Annotated in this window: 16 protein-coding genes and 2 pseudogenes; 8 read left to right on the plus strand and 10 right to left on the minus strand. The window is 51.2% G+C overall.

Annotated elements, in window-relative coordinates:
- Nucleotides 1–47 precede the first annotated feature (47 nt).
- Nucleotides 48–1,223, minus strand: coding sequence for a mannose-6-phosphate isomerase (gene manA, locus F4V61_RS01770; RefSeq protein WP_080161125.1), 1,176 nt, complete (start codon nt 1,221–1,223; stop codon nt 48–50).
- 199 nt (nt 1,224–1,422) lie between these two features.
- Here manA and fumB point away from each other — a divergent pair, with 199 nt between their 5' ends.
- Both fumB and fumC read left to right on the plus strand, forming a co-directional pair.
- Entirely contained in the window at nt 1,423–3,069 is a 1,647-nt protein-coding gene (gene fumB, locus F4V61_RS01775) for a class I fumarate hydratase (protein ID WP_080161124.1), read from the plus strand.
- A 177-nt stretch (nt 3,070–3,246) separates the two neighbouring features.
- On the plus strand, nt 3,247–4,650 hold the full coding sequence (gene fumC, locus F4V61_RS01780; protein ID WP_038396042.1) for a class II fumarate hydratase: 1,404 nt from the start codon (nt 3,247–3,249) through the stop codon (nt 4,648–4,650).
- Here fumC and tus read toward each other — a convergent pair.
- The 5 genes and pseudogenes from tus to rstA form a co-directional block, all read right to left on the minus strand.
- Nucleotides 4,647–5,576 carry a DNA replication terminus site-binding protein gene (gene tus, locus F4V61_RS01785; protein WP_080161123.1) on the minus strand — a complete coding sequence of 310 codons (930 nt, stop codon included), beginning with the start codon at nt 5,574–5,576 and terminating at the stop codon, nt 4,647–4,649. The genes fumC and tus overlap by 4 nt on opposite strands.
- A 75-nt stretch (nt 5,577–5,651) precedes the next feature.
- Nucleotides 5,652–6,953: a two-component system sensor histidine kinase RstB gene (gene rstB / locus F4V61_RS01790; RefSeq protein WP_079782331.1), complete on the minus strand. Its 1,302-nt coding sequence runs from the start codon at nt 6,951–6,953 to the stop codon at nt 5,652–5,654.
- 124 nt (nt 6,954–7,077) lie between these two features.
- Nucleotides 7,078–7,340: pseudogene (locus F4V61_RS22215) on the minus strand (amidohydrolase family protein); the annotation flags it as partial.
- 86 nt (nt 7,341–7,426) lie between these two features.
- On the minus strand, nt 7,427–8,578 hold the full coding sequence (gene ompS2, locus F4V61_RS01795) for a porin OmpS2 (RefSeq protein ID WP_079782330.1): 1,152 nt from the start codon (nt 8,576–8,578) through the stop codon (nt 7,427–7,429).
- A gap of 478 nt (nt 8,579–9,056) precedes the next feature.
- Nucleotides 9,057–9,791, minus strand: a complete 735-nt coding sequence (gene rstA / locus F4V61_RS01805; RefSeq protein WP_001080054.1) for a two-component system response regulator RstA — start codon at nt 9,789–9,791, stop codon at nt 9,057–9,059.
- Between the two features lie 126 nt (nt 9,792–9,917).
- Here rstA and F4V61_RS01810 point away from each other — a divergent pair, with 126 nt between their 5' ends.
- Nucleotides 9,918–10,253, plus strand: coding sequence for a GlpM family protein (locus F4V61_RS01810; protein WP_000524873.1), 336 nt, complete (start codon nt 9,918–9,920; stop codon nt 10,251–10,253).
- 63 nt (nt 10,254–10,316) lie between these two features.
- Here F4V61_RS01810 and F4V61_RS01815 read toward each other — a convergent pair whose 3' ends face one another.
- Complete coding sequence (locus F4V61_RS01815) at nt 10,317–11,699, minus strand: amino acid permease (protein ID WP_079829040.1); 1,383 nt, start codon at nt 11,697–11,699, stop codon at nt 10,317–10,319.
- Nucleotides 11,700–11,998: 299 nt separating this feature from the next.
- Complete coding sequence (gene ydgH / locus F4V61_RS01820; RefSeq protein WP_079782328.1) at nt 11,999–12,943, minus strand: DUF1471 family protein YdgH; 945 nt, start codon at nt 12,941–12,943, stop codon at nt 11,999–12,001.
- A 526-nt stretch (nt 12,944–13,469) separates the two neighbouring features.
- Here ydgH and pntA point away from each other — a divergent pair.
- Together pntA and pntB are read left to right on the plus strand one after the other, a co-directional pair.
- Entirely contained in the window at nt 13,470–14,999 is a 1,530-nt protein-coding gene (pntA, locus tag F4V61_RS01825; protein ID WP_001219357.1) for a Re/Si-specific NAD(P)(+) transhydrogenase subunit alpha, read from the plus strand.
- A gap of 10 nt (nt 15,000–15,009) precedes the next feature.
- Nucleotides 15,010–16,398: a Re/Si-specific NAD(P)(+) transhydrogenase subunit beta gene (gene pntB, locus F4V61_RS01830; protein WP_000014056.1), complete on the plus strand. Its 1,389-nt coding sequence runs from the start codon at nt 15,010–15,012 to the stop codon at nt 16,396–16,398.
- Nucleotides 16,399–16,437: 39 nt separating this feature from the next.
- On the opposite strand, the pseudogene F4V61_RS22225 reads toward pntB, so the two are convergent.
- Nucleotides 16,438–16,551 (minus strand): annotated as a pseudogene (locus F4V61_RS22225) (hypothetical protein); the annotation flags it as partial.
- Between the two features lie 123 nt (nt 16,552–16,674).
- Between F4V61_RS22225 and F4V61_RS22725 the strand changes: the two are divergent.
- The 3 genes from F4V61_RS22725 to mdtI all read left to right on the plus strand — a co-directional run bounded on the left by F4V61_RS22725 (nt 16,675) and on the right by mdtI (nt 17,602).
- Nucleotides 16,675–16,812, plus strand: coding sequence for a hypothetical protein (locus F4V61_RS22725; RefSeq protein WP_000198591.1), 138 nt, complete (start codon nt 16,675–16,677; stop codon nt 16,810–16,812).
- A 111-nt stretch (nt 16,813–16,923) separates the two neighbouring features.
- Nucleotides 16,924–17,286, plus strand: coding sequence for a multidrug/spermidine efflux SMR transporter subunit MdtJ (gene mdtJ / locus F4V61_RS01845; RefSeq protein WP_000500282.1), 363 nt, complete (start codon nt 16,924–16,926; stop codon nt 17,284–17,286).
- Entirely contained in the window at nt 17,273–17,602 is a 330-nt protein-coding gene (mdtI, locus tag F4V61_RS01850) for a multidrug/spermidine efflux SMR transporter subunit MdtI (RefSeq protein ID WP_001183826.1), read from the plus strand. Before mdtJ ends, mdtI begins: the two co-directional genes overlap by 14 nt.
- Nucleotides 17,603–17,651: 49 nt before the next feature.
- Here mdtI and F4V61_RS01855 read toward each other — a convergent pair whose 3' ends face one another.
- Nucleotides 17,652–18,473: a trypsin-like serine peptidase gene (locus F4V61_RS01855; protein WP_000549644.1), complete on the minus strand. Its 822-nt coding sequence runs from the start codon at nt 18,471–18,473 to the stop codon at nt 17,652–17,654.
- Nucleotides 18,474–18,719: the final 246 nt, after the last annotated feature.

Consider the following 18,719-nt stretch of genomic DNA (forward strand, 5'->3'; position numbering starts at 1 on the left):
CGTCTGTTATAAGCTTAGCAAGAGTTGTTAAAAAATTCAGTACGTTGCTACAGCTTGTTATAAACATGCGCTAAACGGCCCGTGCCGCTGGCGTTAACCGGAGACTCATCCGCGCCGATAAAGGCAGATTCACCCGCCTTCAGTACCAGACGCTGTTCATCTTTACGTAACACCGCCTCACCCTCAACGCAGAACAGAATCGCGGCGCTGTGTTGGCCGATGCTCGTCTCCTGAAGCGCCAGGTCGTGCAGTGAAAAAGCAAAATCGTCAACCGGAATTGGGAAGTCCAGCTCCGCGCCGCTTTTCACCGGGGCAGTCAGCAACTCGCTGGCAGGTTTAGGTTCGAACTTCACGTTCGCGACCAGCTCAGGGATGTCGATATATTTTGGCGTAAGGCCAGCGCGCAGAACGTTATCGGAGTTCGCCATGACTTCCAGCGCAACGCCCTGCAGATAAGCGTGAGGCGTTTCGGCAAACAGGAACATCGCCTCGCCGGGATTCAGTTTGACCACATTCAGCAACAAAGGAGAGAAAAGCCCGCTGTCGTCAGGATAATACTCTGAAATCACGCGGATCGTTTGCCACGGTTCGCCTTGCTGGCTGTTAAGCGCCGCTTTGAGTACGGCTAACGCGCGGGATTTTTCTTCGCCTTGCATATTCAACAGGCTGGCGAAAAGCTGGCTCAGACGTTCAGCGTTCGGCGCCTGCAAAAAGTGGGCGATAGCGGAATGCGCGCCAGCGATAGGTTGCAGTAAAGAGACAATGTCAGAAAATTCGCGGAACGCGTTCATCGCCAGGAAAGGCGTCAGGGCAAAAACCAGCTCTGGTTTATGGTTAGGATCTTTATAGTTCCGCTCTGCGGCGTCCATGGGGATACCCGCCGCATTTTCTTTAGCGAAACCTATTTCGGAGTTGCGCTTATTCGGGTGCACCTGAATAGAGAGCGGCTGCGCGGCGCACAGTACTTTAAACAGAAACGGCAGTTCGCCGAAACGGTTGGCGACCGCTTCGCCCAGCAGGGCGGTTTTATTATTTTCGATGACGTCACGCAGGGAGACGGTTTCGCCGTTGGCGGTGGTGATTCGCGAGCTGCTTTTGGGATGCGCGCCCATCCAGAGTTCAGCCTGTGGCTGCTGCTGCGGATTTGCTATGCCATAAAGTTCCGTTAACGCAGTTTTACTTCCCCAGGCATAGTTTTGCACTGAGTTAATGAGTTTTTGCATTATCAAGCCCTGTTTCAATGTGGAAATCAATGGGAGGTATTAAACCAAGAAACCCGCATGAAGTAACCTCCGGGCGTAAAAAGTCGTACTTGTCTCAGTTTTTGTTAAAAAATTGTGTAGGATAGTGTTACTCGCTTTTAGTCGGGCAATGGAACACCTGCCCAGAGAATAACCATACCGAGCGGTAAGTGAGAGCACAATGTCAAACAAACCCTTCTTTTATCAAGACCCTTTTCCCCTCAAAAAGGACGATACCGAGTACTACTTGTTGACCAGCGAACATGTTTCCGTCGCCGAATTCGAAGGACAAGAGATCCTGAAAGTCGCGCCGGAAGCGCTAACGTTGTTGGCGCGTCAGGCCTTCCACGATGCATCTTTTATGTTACGTCCCGCGCATCAGCAGCAGGTGGCGGATATTCTGCGCGATCCGCAGGCCAGTGAAAACGACAAATATGTCGCGCTGCAATTCCTGCGAAACTCCGATATCGCGGCCAAGGGAGTGTTGCCCACCTGCCAGGATACCGGTACGGCCATTATTGTCGGCAAAAAAGGCCAACGCGTCTGGACTGGTGGAGGTGATGAAGCGGCGCTGGCTCGCGGCGTATATAACACCTATATCGAAGATAACCTGCGCTATTCGCAAAACGCGGCGCTGGATATGTACAAAGAGGTCAATACCGGTACTAACCTGCCGGCGCAGATCGATCTCTACAGCGTCGATGGCGATGAATATAAATTCCTCTGTATCGCTAAAGGCGGCGGATCGGCGAATAAAACCTACCTCTATCAGGAGACAAAAGCGCTTCTGACGCCGGGTAAGCTCAAAAATTATCTCGTCGATAAGATGCGTACGCTGGGCACCGCCGCCTGTCCGCCGTATCACATCGCGTTTGTCATTGGCGGCACCTCGACGGAAGCGAACCTGAAGACCGTTAAGCTGGCCTCGGCAAAATACTATGATGCGCTACCGACTGAAGGCAATGAACACGGGCAGGCCTTCCGCGATATTGAACTGGAAAAAGAATTGTTGCTTGAGGCGCAAAATCTTGGCTTAGGCGCGCAGTTCGGCGGCAAATATTTCGCTCACGATATTCGAGTCATCCGATTGCCGCGCCATGGGGCATCGTGTCCGGTAGGTATGGGCGTGTCCTGCTCCGCAGATCGAAACATTAAAGCGAAGATCAACCGGGAAGGGATCTGGATCGAGAAGCTGGAGCGCAATCCCGGTAAATATATTCCAGAGGCGCTGCGCCAGGCGGGAGAGGGCGAGGCGGTGCGCGTTGATCTTAACCGTCCCATGAACGAGATACTGCAACAACTGTCGCAGTATCCGGTATCAACGCGCCTGTCGTTGAACGGCACGATTATTGTGGGCCGCGACATCGCGCACGCTAAACTGAAAGAACGGATGGACAGAGGCGAAGGTTTGCCGCAGTACATCAAAGATCATCCTATCTATTATGCGGGGCCGGCAAAAACGCCGGAAGGTTACGCCTCCGGGTCGCTTGGGCCGACTACTGCAGGGCGGATGGACTCCTATGTTGATCAGCTCCAGTCGCAGGGCGGCAGTATGATCATGCTCGCGAAAGGCAACCGTAGCCAGCAGGTAACCGATGCCTGTAAGAAACATGGCGGCTTCTACCTGGGCAGTATCGGCGGCCCGGCAGCCGTCCTGGCGCAGGGCAGTATCAAGCGCCTGGAGTGCGTAGAATATCCTGAACTGGGTATGGAGGCCATCTGGAAAATTGAAGTAGAGGATTTTCCAGCCTTTATTCTGGTGGATGATAAAGGCAATGATTTTTTCCAGCAGATTCAGACGTCGCAGTGCGCACGCTGCGTTAAGTAACGTTGCCGCCCTGCGGGGCGGTAAAATTTTTGCTTAACCAGACGCTATTTTGCCGGATAACGCCGCAAACGCCTTATCCGGCCTACACCGTTGTGTTGTTATCGTTAATACTCATAAGACCGCAACCATGTGGGAATGTCGACACATGACCTAATCAACTTGAGTAAGGAGCAGGTAATGGTAACGGTACGTCGCGAGAAAGATTCGATGGGGGCGATTGAGGTCCCGGCAGATAAACTGTGGGGGGCGCAAACTCAACGTTCGCTGGAGCATTTTCGGATCTCTACGGAGAAAATGCCTGTCTCGCTAATCCACGCGCTGGCGTTGACCAAGCGCGCCGCAGCGAAGGTCAACCAGGATTTAGGGTTACTGGCGGCGGAAAAAGCCAGCGCAATTATTCAGGCGGCTGATGAAGTGCTGGCGGGAAAACATGCTGACGAGTTCCCGCTGGCGATCTGGCAAACCGGGTCCGGTACGCAAAGCAACATGAATATGAATGAGGTGTTGGCGAATCGCGCCAGTGAAATTTTGGGCGGCGTTCGCGGTATGGAACGTAAGGTGCATCCCAACGATGACGTCAATAAGAGTCAAAGCTCGAACGATGTTTTCCCAACCGCGATGCATGTGGCGGCGTTGCTGGCGTTACGCAAACATCTCATCCCCCAATTATCCGCATTAATAGATACGCTTCGCGAGAAATCTCACGCTTTCGCCGATATTGTCAAAATTGGTCGTACTCACCTGCAAGACGCGACGCCGCTCACCTTAGGCCAGGAGATTTCCGGTTGGGTAGCCATGTTGGAACATAACCTCAGACACATTGAGCATAGTTTACCGCATGTCGCGGAACTGGCGCTCGGCGGAACTGCGGTAGGTACAGGCCTCAATACCCACCCGGAATATGCCCGGCGCGTGGCGCAGGAGCTGGCGACGATTACCGCTACGCCGTTTGTTACCGCGCCTAATAAATTTGAAGCGCTGGCAGCCTGTGACGCGCTGGTACATGCGCATGGCGCATTAAAAGGGCTGGCGGCCTCGCTCATGAAAATCGCCAACGATGTTCGCTGGCTGGCGTCCGGCCCACGCTGCGGTATTGGGGAAATTGCTATCCCGGAGAATGAGCCAGGGAGTTCCATTATGCCTGGCAAAGTGAACCCAACCCAGTGTGAAGCGGTAACAATGTTGTGCTGCCAGGTGATGGGGAACGATGTAGCCATCAACATGGGGGGCGCATCGGGCAACTTTGAGCTCAACGTGTATCGTCCGATGATTATTCATAATTTTCTGCAAACCGTGCGCCTACTGGCCGACGGCATGGCGAGTTTCAATAAACACTGTGCGTCAGGAATCGAGCCAAACCGCGAGCGTATTACGCAGTTGCTGAATGAGTCGCTGATGCTGGTCACTGCGCTCAATACGCACATCGGTTACGATAAAGCGGCGGAGATTGCGAAGAAGGCGCATAAAGAAGGGCTGACGCTCAAAGCCTCAGCCGTGGCATTAGGATACCTTAGCGACGAGGAGTTCGACGCCTGGGTACGTCCAGAATTGATGGTTGGCAGTATGACGCCGGGACGTTAATCCGCCACATACAGGTGCAGTCGCGGAATAATCAGTCGCATCGGCTGCGCCTGTGGTTTAAAACGGTGCTGAATATTATCGGCGTCATAGTTTTCCAGCCCGCCAATATCCGGCACGCCAGCGCCGTTGTCCGTGTTGATTAACGCGATAATCGGCGTGGGGCAGGCATGTTGCACCTGTTTCTGCTGGCCCTTATACCAGATGCGGGCGATCGGCTGTACTTTAACCGGACGCTTAATTTTGAGTCGGGCCTGCTGCGGTAAGGCGGCGATATCCTGATATTCCCGTTCCAGCTTGAATTGCCACTGTTCGCGCGTCCACGGTGGGACGCTGCGCGTTGACGAGAGACTTTTTTTCAACTGGCTCAGAACCTCATCCCGGCTTAAATTTTTAATAATATGTTTATTCGCCCAACCGAAACGTATGGTGGCTGGGTTATTGATAAGCGTCAGGGTGCGGTAAGCGTTCAAGGTAATTAAGCCGGGCAGATAACGATGCACCCACTCAAAACGTGCCGCTGAGGGAAGACCGGACTCTACCGTAACCATCTGCCCGAAGGTGGTTTTCAACTGGTTAATGCGCTGTACCTGATTTTCCAGATCTAGCTGTGTCGCATTATCCACTTGATAGCATAAGACGCCAGGCAGGCGGACGGCGGCTTTACTGCTGCGGTTTTCGGACTGCTGTTGAATAAACAAATGGCGATAGTGACGTAGCGCCAGCGCTTCGGCCTCTTTCCCCAGATGTTGCGTTACCTCGATAGTGTCCAGCGGCGCATGTTCCGCCTCTTTGGTCACCTGCGGCAGTGAAAAGACACGGGCGATAAGTAGCGAATGCTGCTGTAGATTATCCGTCAGCGCCGCCAGGTGTTGTTCTATCTGGCGAAAAGTGCCATTCAGGCGTTCAACGAGATCGTAGCGGGACATTGTATTACTCACTTTAGTTACAACATACTATCTGTATAGCACAGTTCCCACAGCTCAACCAGCGTGCACAATAAGTCAGGCAGCGGCCATGCCGGGAATCCCGTGCCAGACCGGCCAGTGAAAGATAAATTTTGCGCCGCCCAGTTCGCTATCGTCACAGGCGACGCTACCGCCCATCGCCAGCGCGATAGAGTGTACGATGGCAAGTCCAAGCCCGCAGCCGCCTGTAGTCCGGTCCCTGCTGGGATCGAGTCTGACAAAAGGTTCAAATATGCGTTCTCGCGCATCTGCTTCAATGCCGGGGCCATCATCTTCGACAATCAGCGTTGCCTGACTTCCGTCGAGTAACAGACTGACCTGAACGGTGGTATGACTGTAACGCAACGCATTGTTCAGCAGGTTGTCCAGCACCCGCGCCATTAAGCGCATATCAAGCGCGCCATAATTACCTGTTGCGCATGTGTGAAGGTTTACGGCGCGTTCTGGATTAACGCTCTGCACATCCTGCAAATGCGCACTCAACCAGGCGGGGAGATCGGGTTCTGTCAGCATCAGTTCATTTTGTGGCCGATCAAGGCGCGCATAGGTGAGTAGCTCTTCAATCAGCGCTTCCAGTTGACCAATATCGCGATTTAGCGCCTGCGACTCCGGCGGCGTCAGGTTTTCACTCATTTCAAGCCGGTAGCGTAAACGTACCAGCGGAGTGCGAAGCTCATGGGCAATACCGTCAATTAGCTGTTTTTTACTGGCGATCAGGGCGTTAATATTATCTGCCATTTGGTTGAACGCCACGCCCAGACGTTCAAAGCTGGAACCATTATCGAAATGCAGGCGTTCAGTCAAATGACCCTCGCCAAAGCGCTGCGCGGCGGATTCAAGCCTGAGCATCTCTTGCCAGTGCGGTCGCATCCAGATAAATACTGGGAAGGCGAGAGAAAAAGCGATGAGCGCCATTAAAGCGATATCCAGTAGCCGCATTTGATGCAGGAAATAGAGATAGGGCACCGGGCCGACCGCCAGTACATAATGGCTGCGTGGGATACGCTGAATAAAGGTGTATTGATCGTCAAGCGCGACAATATCGCCTTCACGCAGTCGCTGCGCGGTGGCGGCATCAAGTTTATAGTGGTTTAACGGTTCAACGCGTAAATCGAACGAGAGGTTCAGGTCCATCTCTTTCAGCGTTTTCCCCCATTCACGCGGCGGAATTTCCCGCAGTTCGCTGCGCATCAGATACAGCGAACTTTTCATCAAATCGTCAAGCGATTGCCTTCCCGCGCGTTCGGCGGTGAATTTGTACACCAGCCCGACCAATAACGTCATGACCAGAAAACAGACGAACAGCAGAAGATAAAATTGCACAAACAGCTTTTTCATCAACAACCACCGGGGTATTAACACATTAACTTATAGGTTTTTTATATTGCGGCTCCGGCGGGAAAGATTTCCCGTCAGCGCTGCTGGTGGGTTATAAAAGCAGGCTTTGCGTCAACTAACAACCTTATTGTCCGGCGTTGAGTTCCAAACTTTCGTAAACAATGCGTCCATCGACAATCGTCAAAAGAGCGCGGATGGTATCAATTCTGCCTCACTGCATCGTCATAAATGGCTGATTAGTACCGTCAGTTCGGTCTGTTTTCCGATGCTAAGCTGTCTCCGGTTTTGTTCGACAAAGTCGAGTCAGGCGGCATGGCGTGTATGTAACGTTAGCGCTTCCAGACGCGTGAGCCGTTCGCTGGCGGGTTTACGAACAGAACCGCTTGAGAAATAGTGTGTTCTCTTTTTTTGAACAGTGGCGAAAAAACAGAAAAGCCCGCCAAAATGGCGGGCTGACGATCGTGATGGCTAAGTCAGAACTGGTAAACCATACCCAGCGCGACGATATCATCAGTGCTGATACCAGCATCTTTATAGAACTGGTCGTCGTCATCCAGCAGGTTGATTTTATAATCAACATAGGTAGATAAATTTTTGTTGAAATAGTAGGTAGCGCCTACATCAGCATATTTAACCAAGTCTTTATCGTCGCCATTCACGTTGTTATAGCTCAGATCCTTACCTTTAGACATCAGGAAGGAAACTGCCGGACGCAGGCCGAAGTCAAATTGATATTGAGCTGTAACTTCGAAGTTTTGCGTTTTGTTTGCTACGCCGCCAGCATAACCTGTATCCGTTTTACCATAAGGCGTCATATTACGAGTTTCGGAATACATAGTCGCTAAGTAGATGTTGTTGGCATCATATTTCAAACCTGCTGTCCACGCGTCAGCTTTGTCGCCGCCAGCAATAGTACCTCCGGCATTAACTTGCTCATTAGTACGGTCGGAAGTGGTATATGCAGCGCCTGCGCTGAAGCCCATTCCAATATCATAGGTAGTAGAAATACCAAAACCATCCCCATTATCGTAACGCATATCGTCACTATCATTACGGTTATTGGTGCCGATATTTACATCGTCAGCACTCTGGCTTTCATTTTTACCCTGGTATTGCAGCGCAAAATTCAGACCGTCTACCAGACCGAAGAAATCAGTGTTGCGATAGGTTGCTACACCGTTAGCACGGCCGGTCATATAGTTGTCGGCGTAAGTATAGGAGTCGCCGCCGAACTCAGGCAGCATATCGGTCCAGCCTTCTACGTCGTACAGGACGCCGTAGTTACGACCGTAGTCGAATGAACCATAGTCACCGAATTTCAGGCCGGCGAATGCCAGGCGAGTCCAGGAATTAGCGCCATCGCCTTCGGAAGTGTTCGTCTGTACATTATATTCCCACTGGCCGTAACCGGTCAGTTGATCGTTAATCTGTGTTTCGCCTTTGAAGCCGAAACGAACATAGGTCTGGTCGCCATCTTTAGAAGAGTCATCAGAGAAATAGTGCAGGCCGTCTATTTTACCATAAAGGTCCAGTTTATTACCGTCTTTGTTATAAATTTCAGCGGCGTGTACCGCGCCAGCGGCCAGCAGAGCCGGGATGACAAGTGCCAATACTTTTCTTTTCATTTTTTTATCCTTAAAAACTTAACTTATTTGCAAAAGATTGAACTTCTACAGATTCGTTGAATCAAAGGCATCCTAATCCTAATGATATTATTTCAGCAAACGCTAAGTTTTTTTATATGTTATTAATTAATACAAAATTTACCTTTGGAAATGGTCATATTTAATATGAATATATCAGTGATAATATATTTATACATATGATTTGTTTTGTTTGACATTTTGCGGAAAAAGACGTCAATAGATCGAAATGCAAGCATTCTATTATCAAGTTTGTGAGTCGGCTTTGAGTTTTTTTAATTTAAATTTTGTGGCGAAAAAGACATAATGCTGAAGCGCAAGGCTAAATAAAATCCTAATAAAGAATCTGTTTCGACGAATAAGAAGCGCATTTATATATACGGTGTCTTTTTTTGAACAGTGGCGGCGGCGTGCATCGCCACGATAACTCGAAAAAAGCGGGTAAAACCTGACGGCTAATTTACTCCTTTGTCGTCTCGTCCCAGGCATGAGGGGCAAAGAGATAGCCTTTATTACGAATGGTCTTTATACGATAGGGTTCAGCAGCGCTATCCAGCAGTTTCTTACGTAGACGGGAAATCGCCACATCTACGCTGCGATCCAGACCATCGTAATTGACACCGCGTAGCGTTTTCAACAACGCGTCCCGATCCATAATTTGTCCGGCGTGTGTCGCCAGTTCCCAGAGCAATTCAAAATCGGCAGTAGAGAGTGAGATAAGCTCACCATTGAGCTGGACCGCACGGTTAAGGGGATCGATGGTTAACGCGCCAAAACGCAGCGTTTTATGCGGCGTAAGAGCGCTCTCCTGTAAACTTTTTGCCTGTTGCGCCTGTTTGTTTTGCCGCAGGTGCAAGCGCAGGCGCGCCAGCAAAACGGCTGGAGGTGTGGTTTTGAGGATGTAGTCGCAGGCGCCCATCTCCAGCGCCAGAATATGATTCATATCACTATCCAGCGAGGTGAGCAGGACAATCGGGCCTTGCCAGCGGCCGCGTAAATCGCGGCATATTGTCATACCATCTTTACCTGGAAGCATAATATCCAGTAAGACCAGATCGGGCTGAGTAGTGAGGATAAGATCTTCCGCCCGGTCACCACGTGGCTCAACGATGACATCAATGTCATGTTTTGCCAGATAGGCGGCAATGAGAGAACCCACTTCAGAGTCGTCTTCAACAAATACAATGCGGTTCATATTATTAATGGCGAATAAAAAACGTCAACATACACCGCCTCCGTTTTCCCTTCCATAAATCTTTTCTAAACGAGATCGGTTCCGTTATGCTACACAATGTTGTTATTAGCGTGTTAAGGGAAGGTAATGGGACTCGTGATTAAAGCTGCCCTCGGGGCGCTGGTCGTCGTACTGATTGGTTTGCTGTCAAAAATGAAAAATTATTATATCGCCGGGTTAATCCCACTGTTTCCAACGTTTGCGCTTATCGCGCACTATATCGTTGCCAGCGATCGGGGCATCGACGCGATGCGCACCACCATCGTTTTTAGTATGTGGTCTATCATTCCTTATTTTATTTACCTTGCATCGCTCTGGTATTTCAGCGGGATGATGCGCCTGCCCGTGGCGCTTGGCGGTGCGGTGGTCTGTTGGGGAATAAGCGCGTGGCTACTGATTTTTTGCTGGATTAAATGGCATTAGTATTGACACAGACGGTGGTTTCCCCATCGTAATATCCATATGTGTTAAACGATGGGGAAACATTTATCCCACCAGCATCCACGTAGCCGGAATCGCCGCGACCAGCAATAAACCAATCAGCGCGACTTCCTGACGGTTTAATACGTTGTCATGTTTGTGCGTCCGACGCGCATACAGGAAAACCAGTAATCCAGGCGCGTACAGCACGACGGACAGCAGCAGGTGCATGGGGCCCGACGCATATAATAACCATAAGCCATAAATACAGGCTCCAATACCTACCGCCCGATGCAGGGGGCATGTTGCAATCTTCAGTAGAAATGCGCCGACAAGAAAATAGGGCACCAGAATCATCTCTGACGCAATCGTCAATAGCGTGTTGTAGTCCGAGCCGGTAAGCCAGATCAGCACCAGACAGATTTGCACGCAGATATTGGTGAGCCATAACGACGCAGAAGGCGCGCCTTGCGCATTTTGTCGCGCGAAGATGCCCGGGAAGGACTTATAGGCCGCTGCCAGCAACGGTACCTCCGCCGCCATGATAGTCCAGCTTAGGTAAGCCCCGCAGACAGACACGATCAGCCCTGCCGCAATGATAATTTCTCCCCATGGCCCCATCATTTTCACCATCAGACCGGCCATAGACGGGTTGCGCATCTCCGCCAGTTCCGGACGGGCGAGGACGCCAAGAGAAAGCAGTGTAACCAGGAGATATATACCCAGCGCCGCGAGTACTGCCAGTAGCGTGGCGCGGCCTACATCGCGTTTATTTTTCGCTCGGGCCGAGACGACGACGGCGCCTTCAACGCCAATAAATACCCACAGCGTAATGAGCATGGTGTTCTTGACTTGTTCCCATACAGGGATACCGAGTTCAACACCGGTGAAGTCCAGTGTAAAGGTATCAAGTTTGAACAGCATGACGGCCAGAACAATAAACGTCCCGAGCGGCAACAGTTTCGCCAGGGTCGCGACCAGATTGATGCTGGCTGCTGTTTGTACGCCGCGCAGGATGAGGAAATGGACAATCCAGAGCAGGACTGACGCGCCCACAATAGCCTGCCAGGTATTGCCGTCGCCAAACAGACGCAGCGTAGGCGTATCGGTAAAGAAACTCAGCGCTGAAAAGACGATAACCAAATACGATACGTTGGCGATGACCGCGCACAGCCAATAGCCCCAGGCAGAACAGAAGCCAATCAATTCGCCGAAACCTTCGCGGGCGTAAGTAAAGATACCGCCGTCAAGTTCGGAACGAATGCGCGTAAGAATTAACATTGCGAATGCCAGTAAGAGTATCCCCACGCCGGTAATGGCCCAGCCAATTAACAGCGCAGCCGGACTGGCAACGGCAGCCATATTCTGGGGCAGACTGAAAACACCTGCGCCAAGCATTGAGCTTAAAACCAGCGCGGTCAGCGCGCTCAGTCCCAGTTTTTTTTCCATCGGTATCCAGCTATAAAAATGAAATTGGAAGAATAATTATTATGGCAAAACGCATAAAAATGGTGAAAGCCACTAAGGCGCGGGATTTTACGGAGAGAAGGGACCGCATGCAACGGCCAGGATAAGATTTATCGCTAAAAAAGCGAAAAGTGAGATTTATCGCGATATTTGCCAGAATTGGACCCCGTGAGCGAGTGTCTGATGGCGGCGCTATTGCGGCTTATCTGGCCTACAGTTGAAAGGTTTTGTAGGTCGGATAAGGTCGTTATGCCGCCATCCTGCGAAAGGCGATGCGCGCCTTATTTATACAGATCGGCGCTGATGGTGATGTTGTTGCCGCGCTCCTGCCACTGACGCGTAATATGATAATACTTGGCGCCTTTCTTTGCCGCGCGTTTGGCGACCTGGTAGGAGATTTCCGTCATATTGCCGTAGTTGCCGGTGAACTTAATGCTGTCGAAAGGCACCATCATTGCTGCCGTCGCTTTATTCAGCTCTTCAACTTTTGTGCCATCCGGAAGCGTGACAGTGTAGCGCCCGCCTTTGGTTGATTGCGTTTCGAAGAAACGACCAACTTCGGCGCTCGGCGATGCGGATGTGGCGACGCCTGGAATTTCGACTTTCTTCGCGGCTTCACCGCCCTGAGCCAGCGCGGCGCGACCGGCTTCAGAGTCTGCCGGAATAGCGTCCGGGCTCTGGACAATGCGTTTCTTCGCATCTTGTTTATAGATAAACGCGGTGATGCGCTGGTTACCGCCCTGGTTCGCATCAACCTGACGGACAATATAGAAAGCGTAAGCGCCTTTCTGTTTCGCCGCTTTCGTAATGGCATCGTTCACTTCCGGCTGGCTACGGTAGAATCCCTGAACGGTGACGGTATCGTAAGGTTCAAGCTGCACGGCCTGGTCTTTTGGTAACTCCACGATGCCATTAATGATACGATTTTTCGGCACGTCGGCTTTCGGCGCATCGGCTTTATAGACATCCGCTACAACACGCCAGTTACCACTATTGCCGAACTCCGAGGTGTCGACAACATAGAAAGAGGCTGCGCCTTCTTTATCTGCGCGGCGGGACACGGCGGAGACCGCATCGCCAATAGCATTAAAACGACCGGTAATAACGATGCGGTCATAAGGTTTTAGTGCAGCCGCTTGCTCCGGCGTCAGTTCTGTTGCTGCATGGACAGAAAAAGCAGCCGCAGAAAGCAGTGCCGACGCCAGGAGAGTGTTCTTAAGCTTCATAAAAATAATCCTTCGCCTTGCGCAAACCAGGTACTGGTATTGTTATTGACTAGAAACGTGGCTGATTATTGCATTTAAACCGTATGAATGTCTGCGGGATTTTTCATGCATCGTGTCATGTACCATATCTTCGATGATAACATTTGCTGATATGCCGAAAAAAACGGCGCCTGGAAGGCTAAGCTGATGAAGCGCATGAATTTAATAAGTTAATTTAATGTTAATTTCGTGTTCTTGATTGGGGTTTAATTATGTTTTGCTGTCAAATTATAGCGAATTATCAGCCTTCGTAGACTGTTTTCAAGGCATTATGGCTGCTTAGCGGCTGAATCGTTCATGTTTTGCAAATTTGATAAAAAATTCTGTTTTTTGGCGCTAGATCACAGGCCTTATTTTCAGTAGGTTATAGAGAGTTTGTAACGGTTTTATTCTGCTGGGGTAACATTTACCTCAAACGCGGGCAGGTGTACGCTTCTCGCGCTGACTGACAAACCATCATCAAAAATACCGATGGAAGGGAACATTTATGCGAATTGGCATACCAAAAGAGCGGTTACCCAATGAAACCCGTGTCGCTGCGACGCCGAAAACGGTAGAGCAGCTACTGAAGCTGGGGTTTAGCGTCGCTATCGAAAGCGGGGCGGGTCAACTGGCAAGTTTTGACGACAAAGCGTTTGCGCAGGCTGGCGCGGATATTGTAGACGGCAATGCTATCTGGCAGTCGGAAATTATTCTCAAGGTTAATGCGCCTGAAGAAGATGAAATCGCTTTACTGAACCCCGGGACTACGCTGGTCAGTTTTATCTGGCCTGCGCAAAATCCTGGGTTAATGGAGAAACTTGCCGAACGTAAGGTCACGGTGATGGCGATGGACTCCGTGCCGCGTATTTCCCGCGCGCAGTCGCTCGACGCGTTAAGCTCAATGGCGAATATCGCGGGTTATCGCGCCATTGTAGAGGCCGCGCATGAATTTGGGCGCTTCTTTACCGGCCAAATCACTGCCGCCGGGAAAGTGCCGCCGGCGAAGGTGATGGTGATTGGCGCGGGCGTTGCGGGTCTTGCGGCTATCGGCGCGGCAAACAGCCTGGGGGCGATTGTCCGCGCGTTTGACACTCGTCCTGAAGTCAAAGAGCAGGTCCAGAGTATGGGGGCTGAGTTCCTCGAACTGGATTTTAAAGAGGAAGCCGGTAGCGGCGATGGTTACGCCAAAGTGATGTCCGAGGCGTTTATCAAAGCGGAAATGGCGCTCTTTGCCGCCCAGGCCAAAGAGGTCGATATCATTGTTACCACCGCGTTGATTCCGGGCAAACCAGCGCCGAAGCTGATTACCCGCGATATGGTCGATTCTATGAAGGCCGGCAGCGTGATTGTCGACCTGGCCGCGCAGAATGGCGGTAACTGCGAATATACCGTCGCCAATCAGGTTGTGACGACGGACAATGGCGTGAAAGTGATTGGCTACACCGATCTACCGGGACGTTTGCCGACGCAGTCATCCCAACTTTATGGCACCAACCTGGTTAACCTGCTGAAGCTGCTGTGCAAAGAGAAAGACGGCAATATTGACGTGGATTTTGACGATGTCGTTATCCGTGGCGTTACGGTAATTCGCGACGGCGATGTTACCTGGCCTGCGCCGCCAATCCAGGTCTCCGCGCAGCCTCAGGCGGCGCCTAAAGCTGCGCCTGCGCCGAAAGAGCCGGGAAAGCCCGCTTCACCTTGGCGAAAATATGCGCTGATGGCGCTGGCGATCATTCTTTTTGGCTGGCTGGCCGATGTCGCGCCAAAAGAGTTCCTCGGTCATTTTACCGTGTTTGCGCTCGCCTGCGTGGTTGGGTATTACGTGGTGTGGAATGTTTCTCATGCGCTTCATACGCCATTAATGTCCGTAACTAATGCGATTTCAGGGATTATTGTTGTCGGGGCATTATTGCAAATTGGTCAGGGCGGCTGGGTCAGCTTCCTGAGCTTTATCGCGGTGCTTATCGCCAGCATTAATATTTTCGGTGGCTTCACCGTGACTCAGCGTATGCTGAAAATGTTCCGGAAAAACTAAGGGGTAACACATGTCTGGAGGATTAGTTACAGCTGCATACATTGTTGCCGCGATCCTGTTTATTTTCAGTCTTGCCGGGCTTTCAAAGCATGAAACGTCCCGCCAGGGGAATAACTTCGGTATTGCCGGGATGGCGATCGCGTTGCTGGCGACCATTTTCGGGCCGGATACCGGCAACGTGGCATGGATTCTGGTCGCCATGATTATTGGCGGCGCGATTGGCATCCGCATGGCGAAAAAAGTTGAGATGACCGAGATGCCGGAGCTGGTCGCGATTCTGCACAGTTTCGTGGGCCTGGCGGCGGTACTGGTTGGCTTTAACAGCTATCTGTACCATGACGCCAGTCTGGCGCCGGTGCTGGTGAATATCCATCTGACCGAAGTCTTCCTCGGTATCTTTATTGGCGCAGTCACTTTCACTGGATCGATCGTAGCGTTTGGTAAACTGCGCGGCAAAATCTCTTCTAAGCCGTTGATGTTGCCTAACCGTCACAAAATGAACCTGGCGGCGCTGGTTGTTTCTTTCCTGTTGCTGCTGGTTTTTGTCCGCACCGAAAGCGTGGGTCTACAGGTTCTGGCGCTGCTGCTGATGACCATTATCGCTCTGGCGTTTGGTTGGCATCTGGTCGCTTCTATCGGCGGGGCGGACATGCCGGTGGTTGTTTCAATGCTGAACTCCTATTCCGGTTGGGCTGCCGCTGCGGCTGGCTTTATGTTAAGCAATGATTTGCTGATTGTGACCGGTGCGCTGGTCGGTTCGTCAGGCGCGATCCTGTCTTACATTATGTGTAAAGCGATGAACCGCTCTTTCATCAGCGTTATTGCCGGTGGGTTCGGTACTGACGGCTCTTCAACGGGCGACGATCAGGAGGCTGGCGAACATCGCGAAATCACGGCGGAAGAGACCGCTGAGATGCTGAAAAACTCCCACTCCGTCATCATTACGCCGGGGTACGGGATGGCGGTGGCGCAGGCGCAGTATCCGGTAGCGGAAATTACCGAAAAACTGCGTGCGCGCGGCATTAACGTGCGTTTCGGCATTCACCCGGTGGCGGGGCGCCTGCCTGGGCATATGAACGTGCTGTTAGCGGAGGCGAAAGTGCCTTATGACATCGTGCTGGAAATGGATGAAATCAATGATGATTTTGCGGACACCGATACCGTGCTGGTGATTGGCGCAAATGATACGGTGAACCCGGCGGCACAAGACGATCCCCGTAGCCCAATCGCCGGTATGCCGGTTCTCGAAGTATGGAAAGCGCAGAATGTCGTAGTCTTTAAGCGTTCAATGAATACCGGTTATGCTGGTGTGCAGAACCCGCTGTTCTTTAAAGAAAATACGCAAATGCTGTTTGGCGATGCCAAAGCCAGTGTGGATGCGATTCTGAAAGCGCTTTAAGCTTTTAAATATGCGGCGGCCTTTCTGGTGGCCGCTTTTTTAATTGTTTTGTCTTTTGTTTAAATCGCTAAGCAGAATGGCGATACTTTGCCTGTCAGTGGTCTGTTCCAGGGCGACTTTAACAATAATGGTTAATGGAACGGTGAGCAATATGGTCGACCTGTTCTGGTTAAAATTAAACTTTTCAGGTAAAGAAGTGAAAAGATTTTGAGTTAATTTCTGGCTTATGATACAAATCAGGCGTAGTTCAACTACCGAGGACAATTATCATCCGCGATGACGAGAAGCAACACTGCGGATAATTGTAATATTATGGACAATATGTTCAGCGCGTTTTTCTCCACCCAAATTCATCTTCACTCTACCTCCTTTTTCTTGCTTATCGGCGAGCAGCACTGGCGTAACGCGCTTTAGTCCCTTACTTCTGCCTAAGCTGGCGCAACGCGCTGTGCTAACTGATTCTATTTTTTAGTTTGCTGCGTGCAGCAGACTCGAAAGCGTATATTCTCATGCAGGAGAAGGGACATGTTTTACTGGATTTTATTAGCTCTGGCTATCGTGGCTGAAATTACAGGCACGCTCTCAATGAAATGGGCTAGCGTGGGCAATGGTAACGCTGGTTATATTTTAATGTTGGTGATGATCACGCTGTCATATATATTTCTTTCTTTTGCGGTAAAAAAGATTGCCCTGGGTGTGGCGTATGCCTTATGGGAAGGGATCGGTATTTTATTTATTACCGTATTTAGCGTACTGCTATTTGATGAAGTATTATCAACCATGAAGATTGTCGGTTTGCTGACGCTAATTGTCGGCATCGTATTGATCAAATCAGGGACGCGTAAACCCGGCAAACCGGTGAAGGAGGCGACCCGTGCAACAATTTGAATGGGTACACGGCGCCTGGCTTGCGCTGGCAATAATACTGGAAATCGCGGCTAACGTACTGTTGAAATTTTCGGACGGCTTTCGCCGTAAATGCTATGGCATATTATCGCTAGCCGCTGTTCTGGCCGCTTTCAGTGCGCTTTCACAGGCGGTAAAAGGGATAGACCTCTCGGTGGCTTACGCGCTATGGGGCGGTTTTGGTATCGCCGCCACACTGGCGGCTGGCTGGGTGCTCTTTGGCCAGCGCTTAAATCCCAAAGGCTGGGTTGGCGTTGTATTGCTTCTGGTCGGTATGATTATGATAAAACTTGCCTGATATGATCGCTGCCTGCCAGTGCAGGCAGAGATTCCCGCTATTCACCATGTTAATCCTGCGCCAGGGCTTTCAGCTTATCGCGAAAGCCGGTGACGGATATGGCGCGGTTGTCGGCGCGCCAGCGATCTTTAGCCGCAGGGGCTGAGCTTTGTACGCCAATGAGCTGCCATCCGCTATCCGTCTCTAATAATAGCGGTGAGCCGCTGTCGCCAGGTAACGTATCGCACTGGTGTGAGAGCACGGCATTTTGCGCCCAGCCGGTCACGACACAATCCTGATGGGAATAGAGCGCATTCAGGTGATCCTCCGGATAACCGGACTGCGTGACTTTTCGGTCTGCGGCTTTCAGCGCCGCAGTGAGCGCCGCTTTATCGCCGGTAAATAAAGGCACCGGCCTGATCCCGGAAGGCGGGTAGCGCAATATTATCAGGCCAAAATCCCAGCTTGCCCCGGCAGGCGGCACAATCCAGCCATCGCCATCCGCTTTCAGGCGTCGGCCCAGCGACGGTTCAACGCGGCCTTCAATGCCATGGATTTCATAGCGCCAGATCCCTTTTTGCGCCACAAAACGTAACGTAACCGCTTTGTCCGGCTTTCCTGTCGGTGGCGTTAGCAGGCAATGGCCTGCTGTCAGGGCGATATGCGGGGAGATAAGCGTTGCCGTACACAAATTACCGCTGGCGGTCTCTAGTTGCCCGATGGCATCCCACGGCGATTGGGTAGGATCGGCGACGGGCGTCCGATCGTCGTGGTTAAAAAAAAGCGTTTTGACGTCGCTGGCATCCGTGGCGTCTGTTTCAGCCCCCCTGGCTTTCGCCATAACCGGTAAAAAACAAACTATGCCCAGTAATACAGCAATGGTTTTATGCATATCACACTCTGGTGGGTAATTATGATTATTAACAACAAACCCTCAGTACTACTATAGACGTGACGGTAAGAAAGTGGGAGTAAAATCAGATAACTACACTCAGGAGAGATAGAAATGCGTGGCAATAATGGCGCATAAAATAAGCATGATAAGAATGAGCTCAAAGCGGTAGCGAGACACTTTTTTGCCCTCCCGGAAGGCGGCGCTAAACCAGAACAATTTAGCGCCGTAAAAACGGGCGCGGGG

This window comes from Salmonella enterica subsp. arizonae, from assembly GCF_008692845.1.
Classification (GTDB): Bacteria; Pseudomonadota; Gammaproteobacteria; order Enterobacterales; family Enterobacteriaceae; genus Salmonella; species Salmonella arizonae.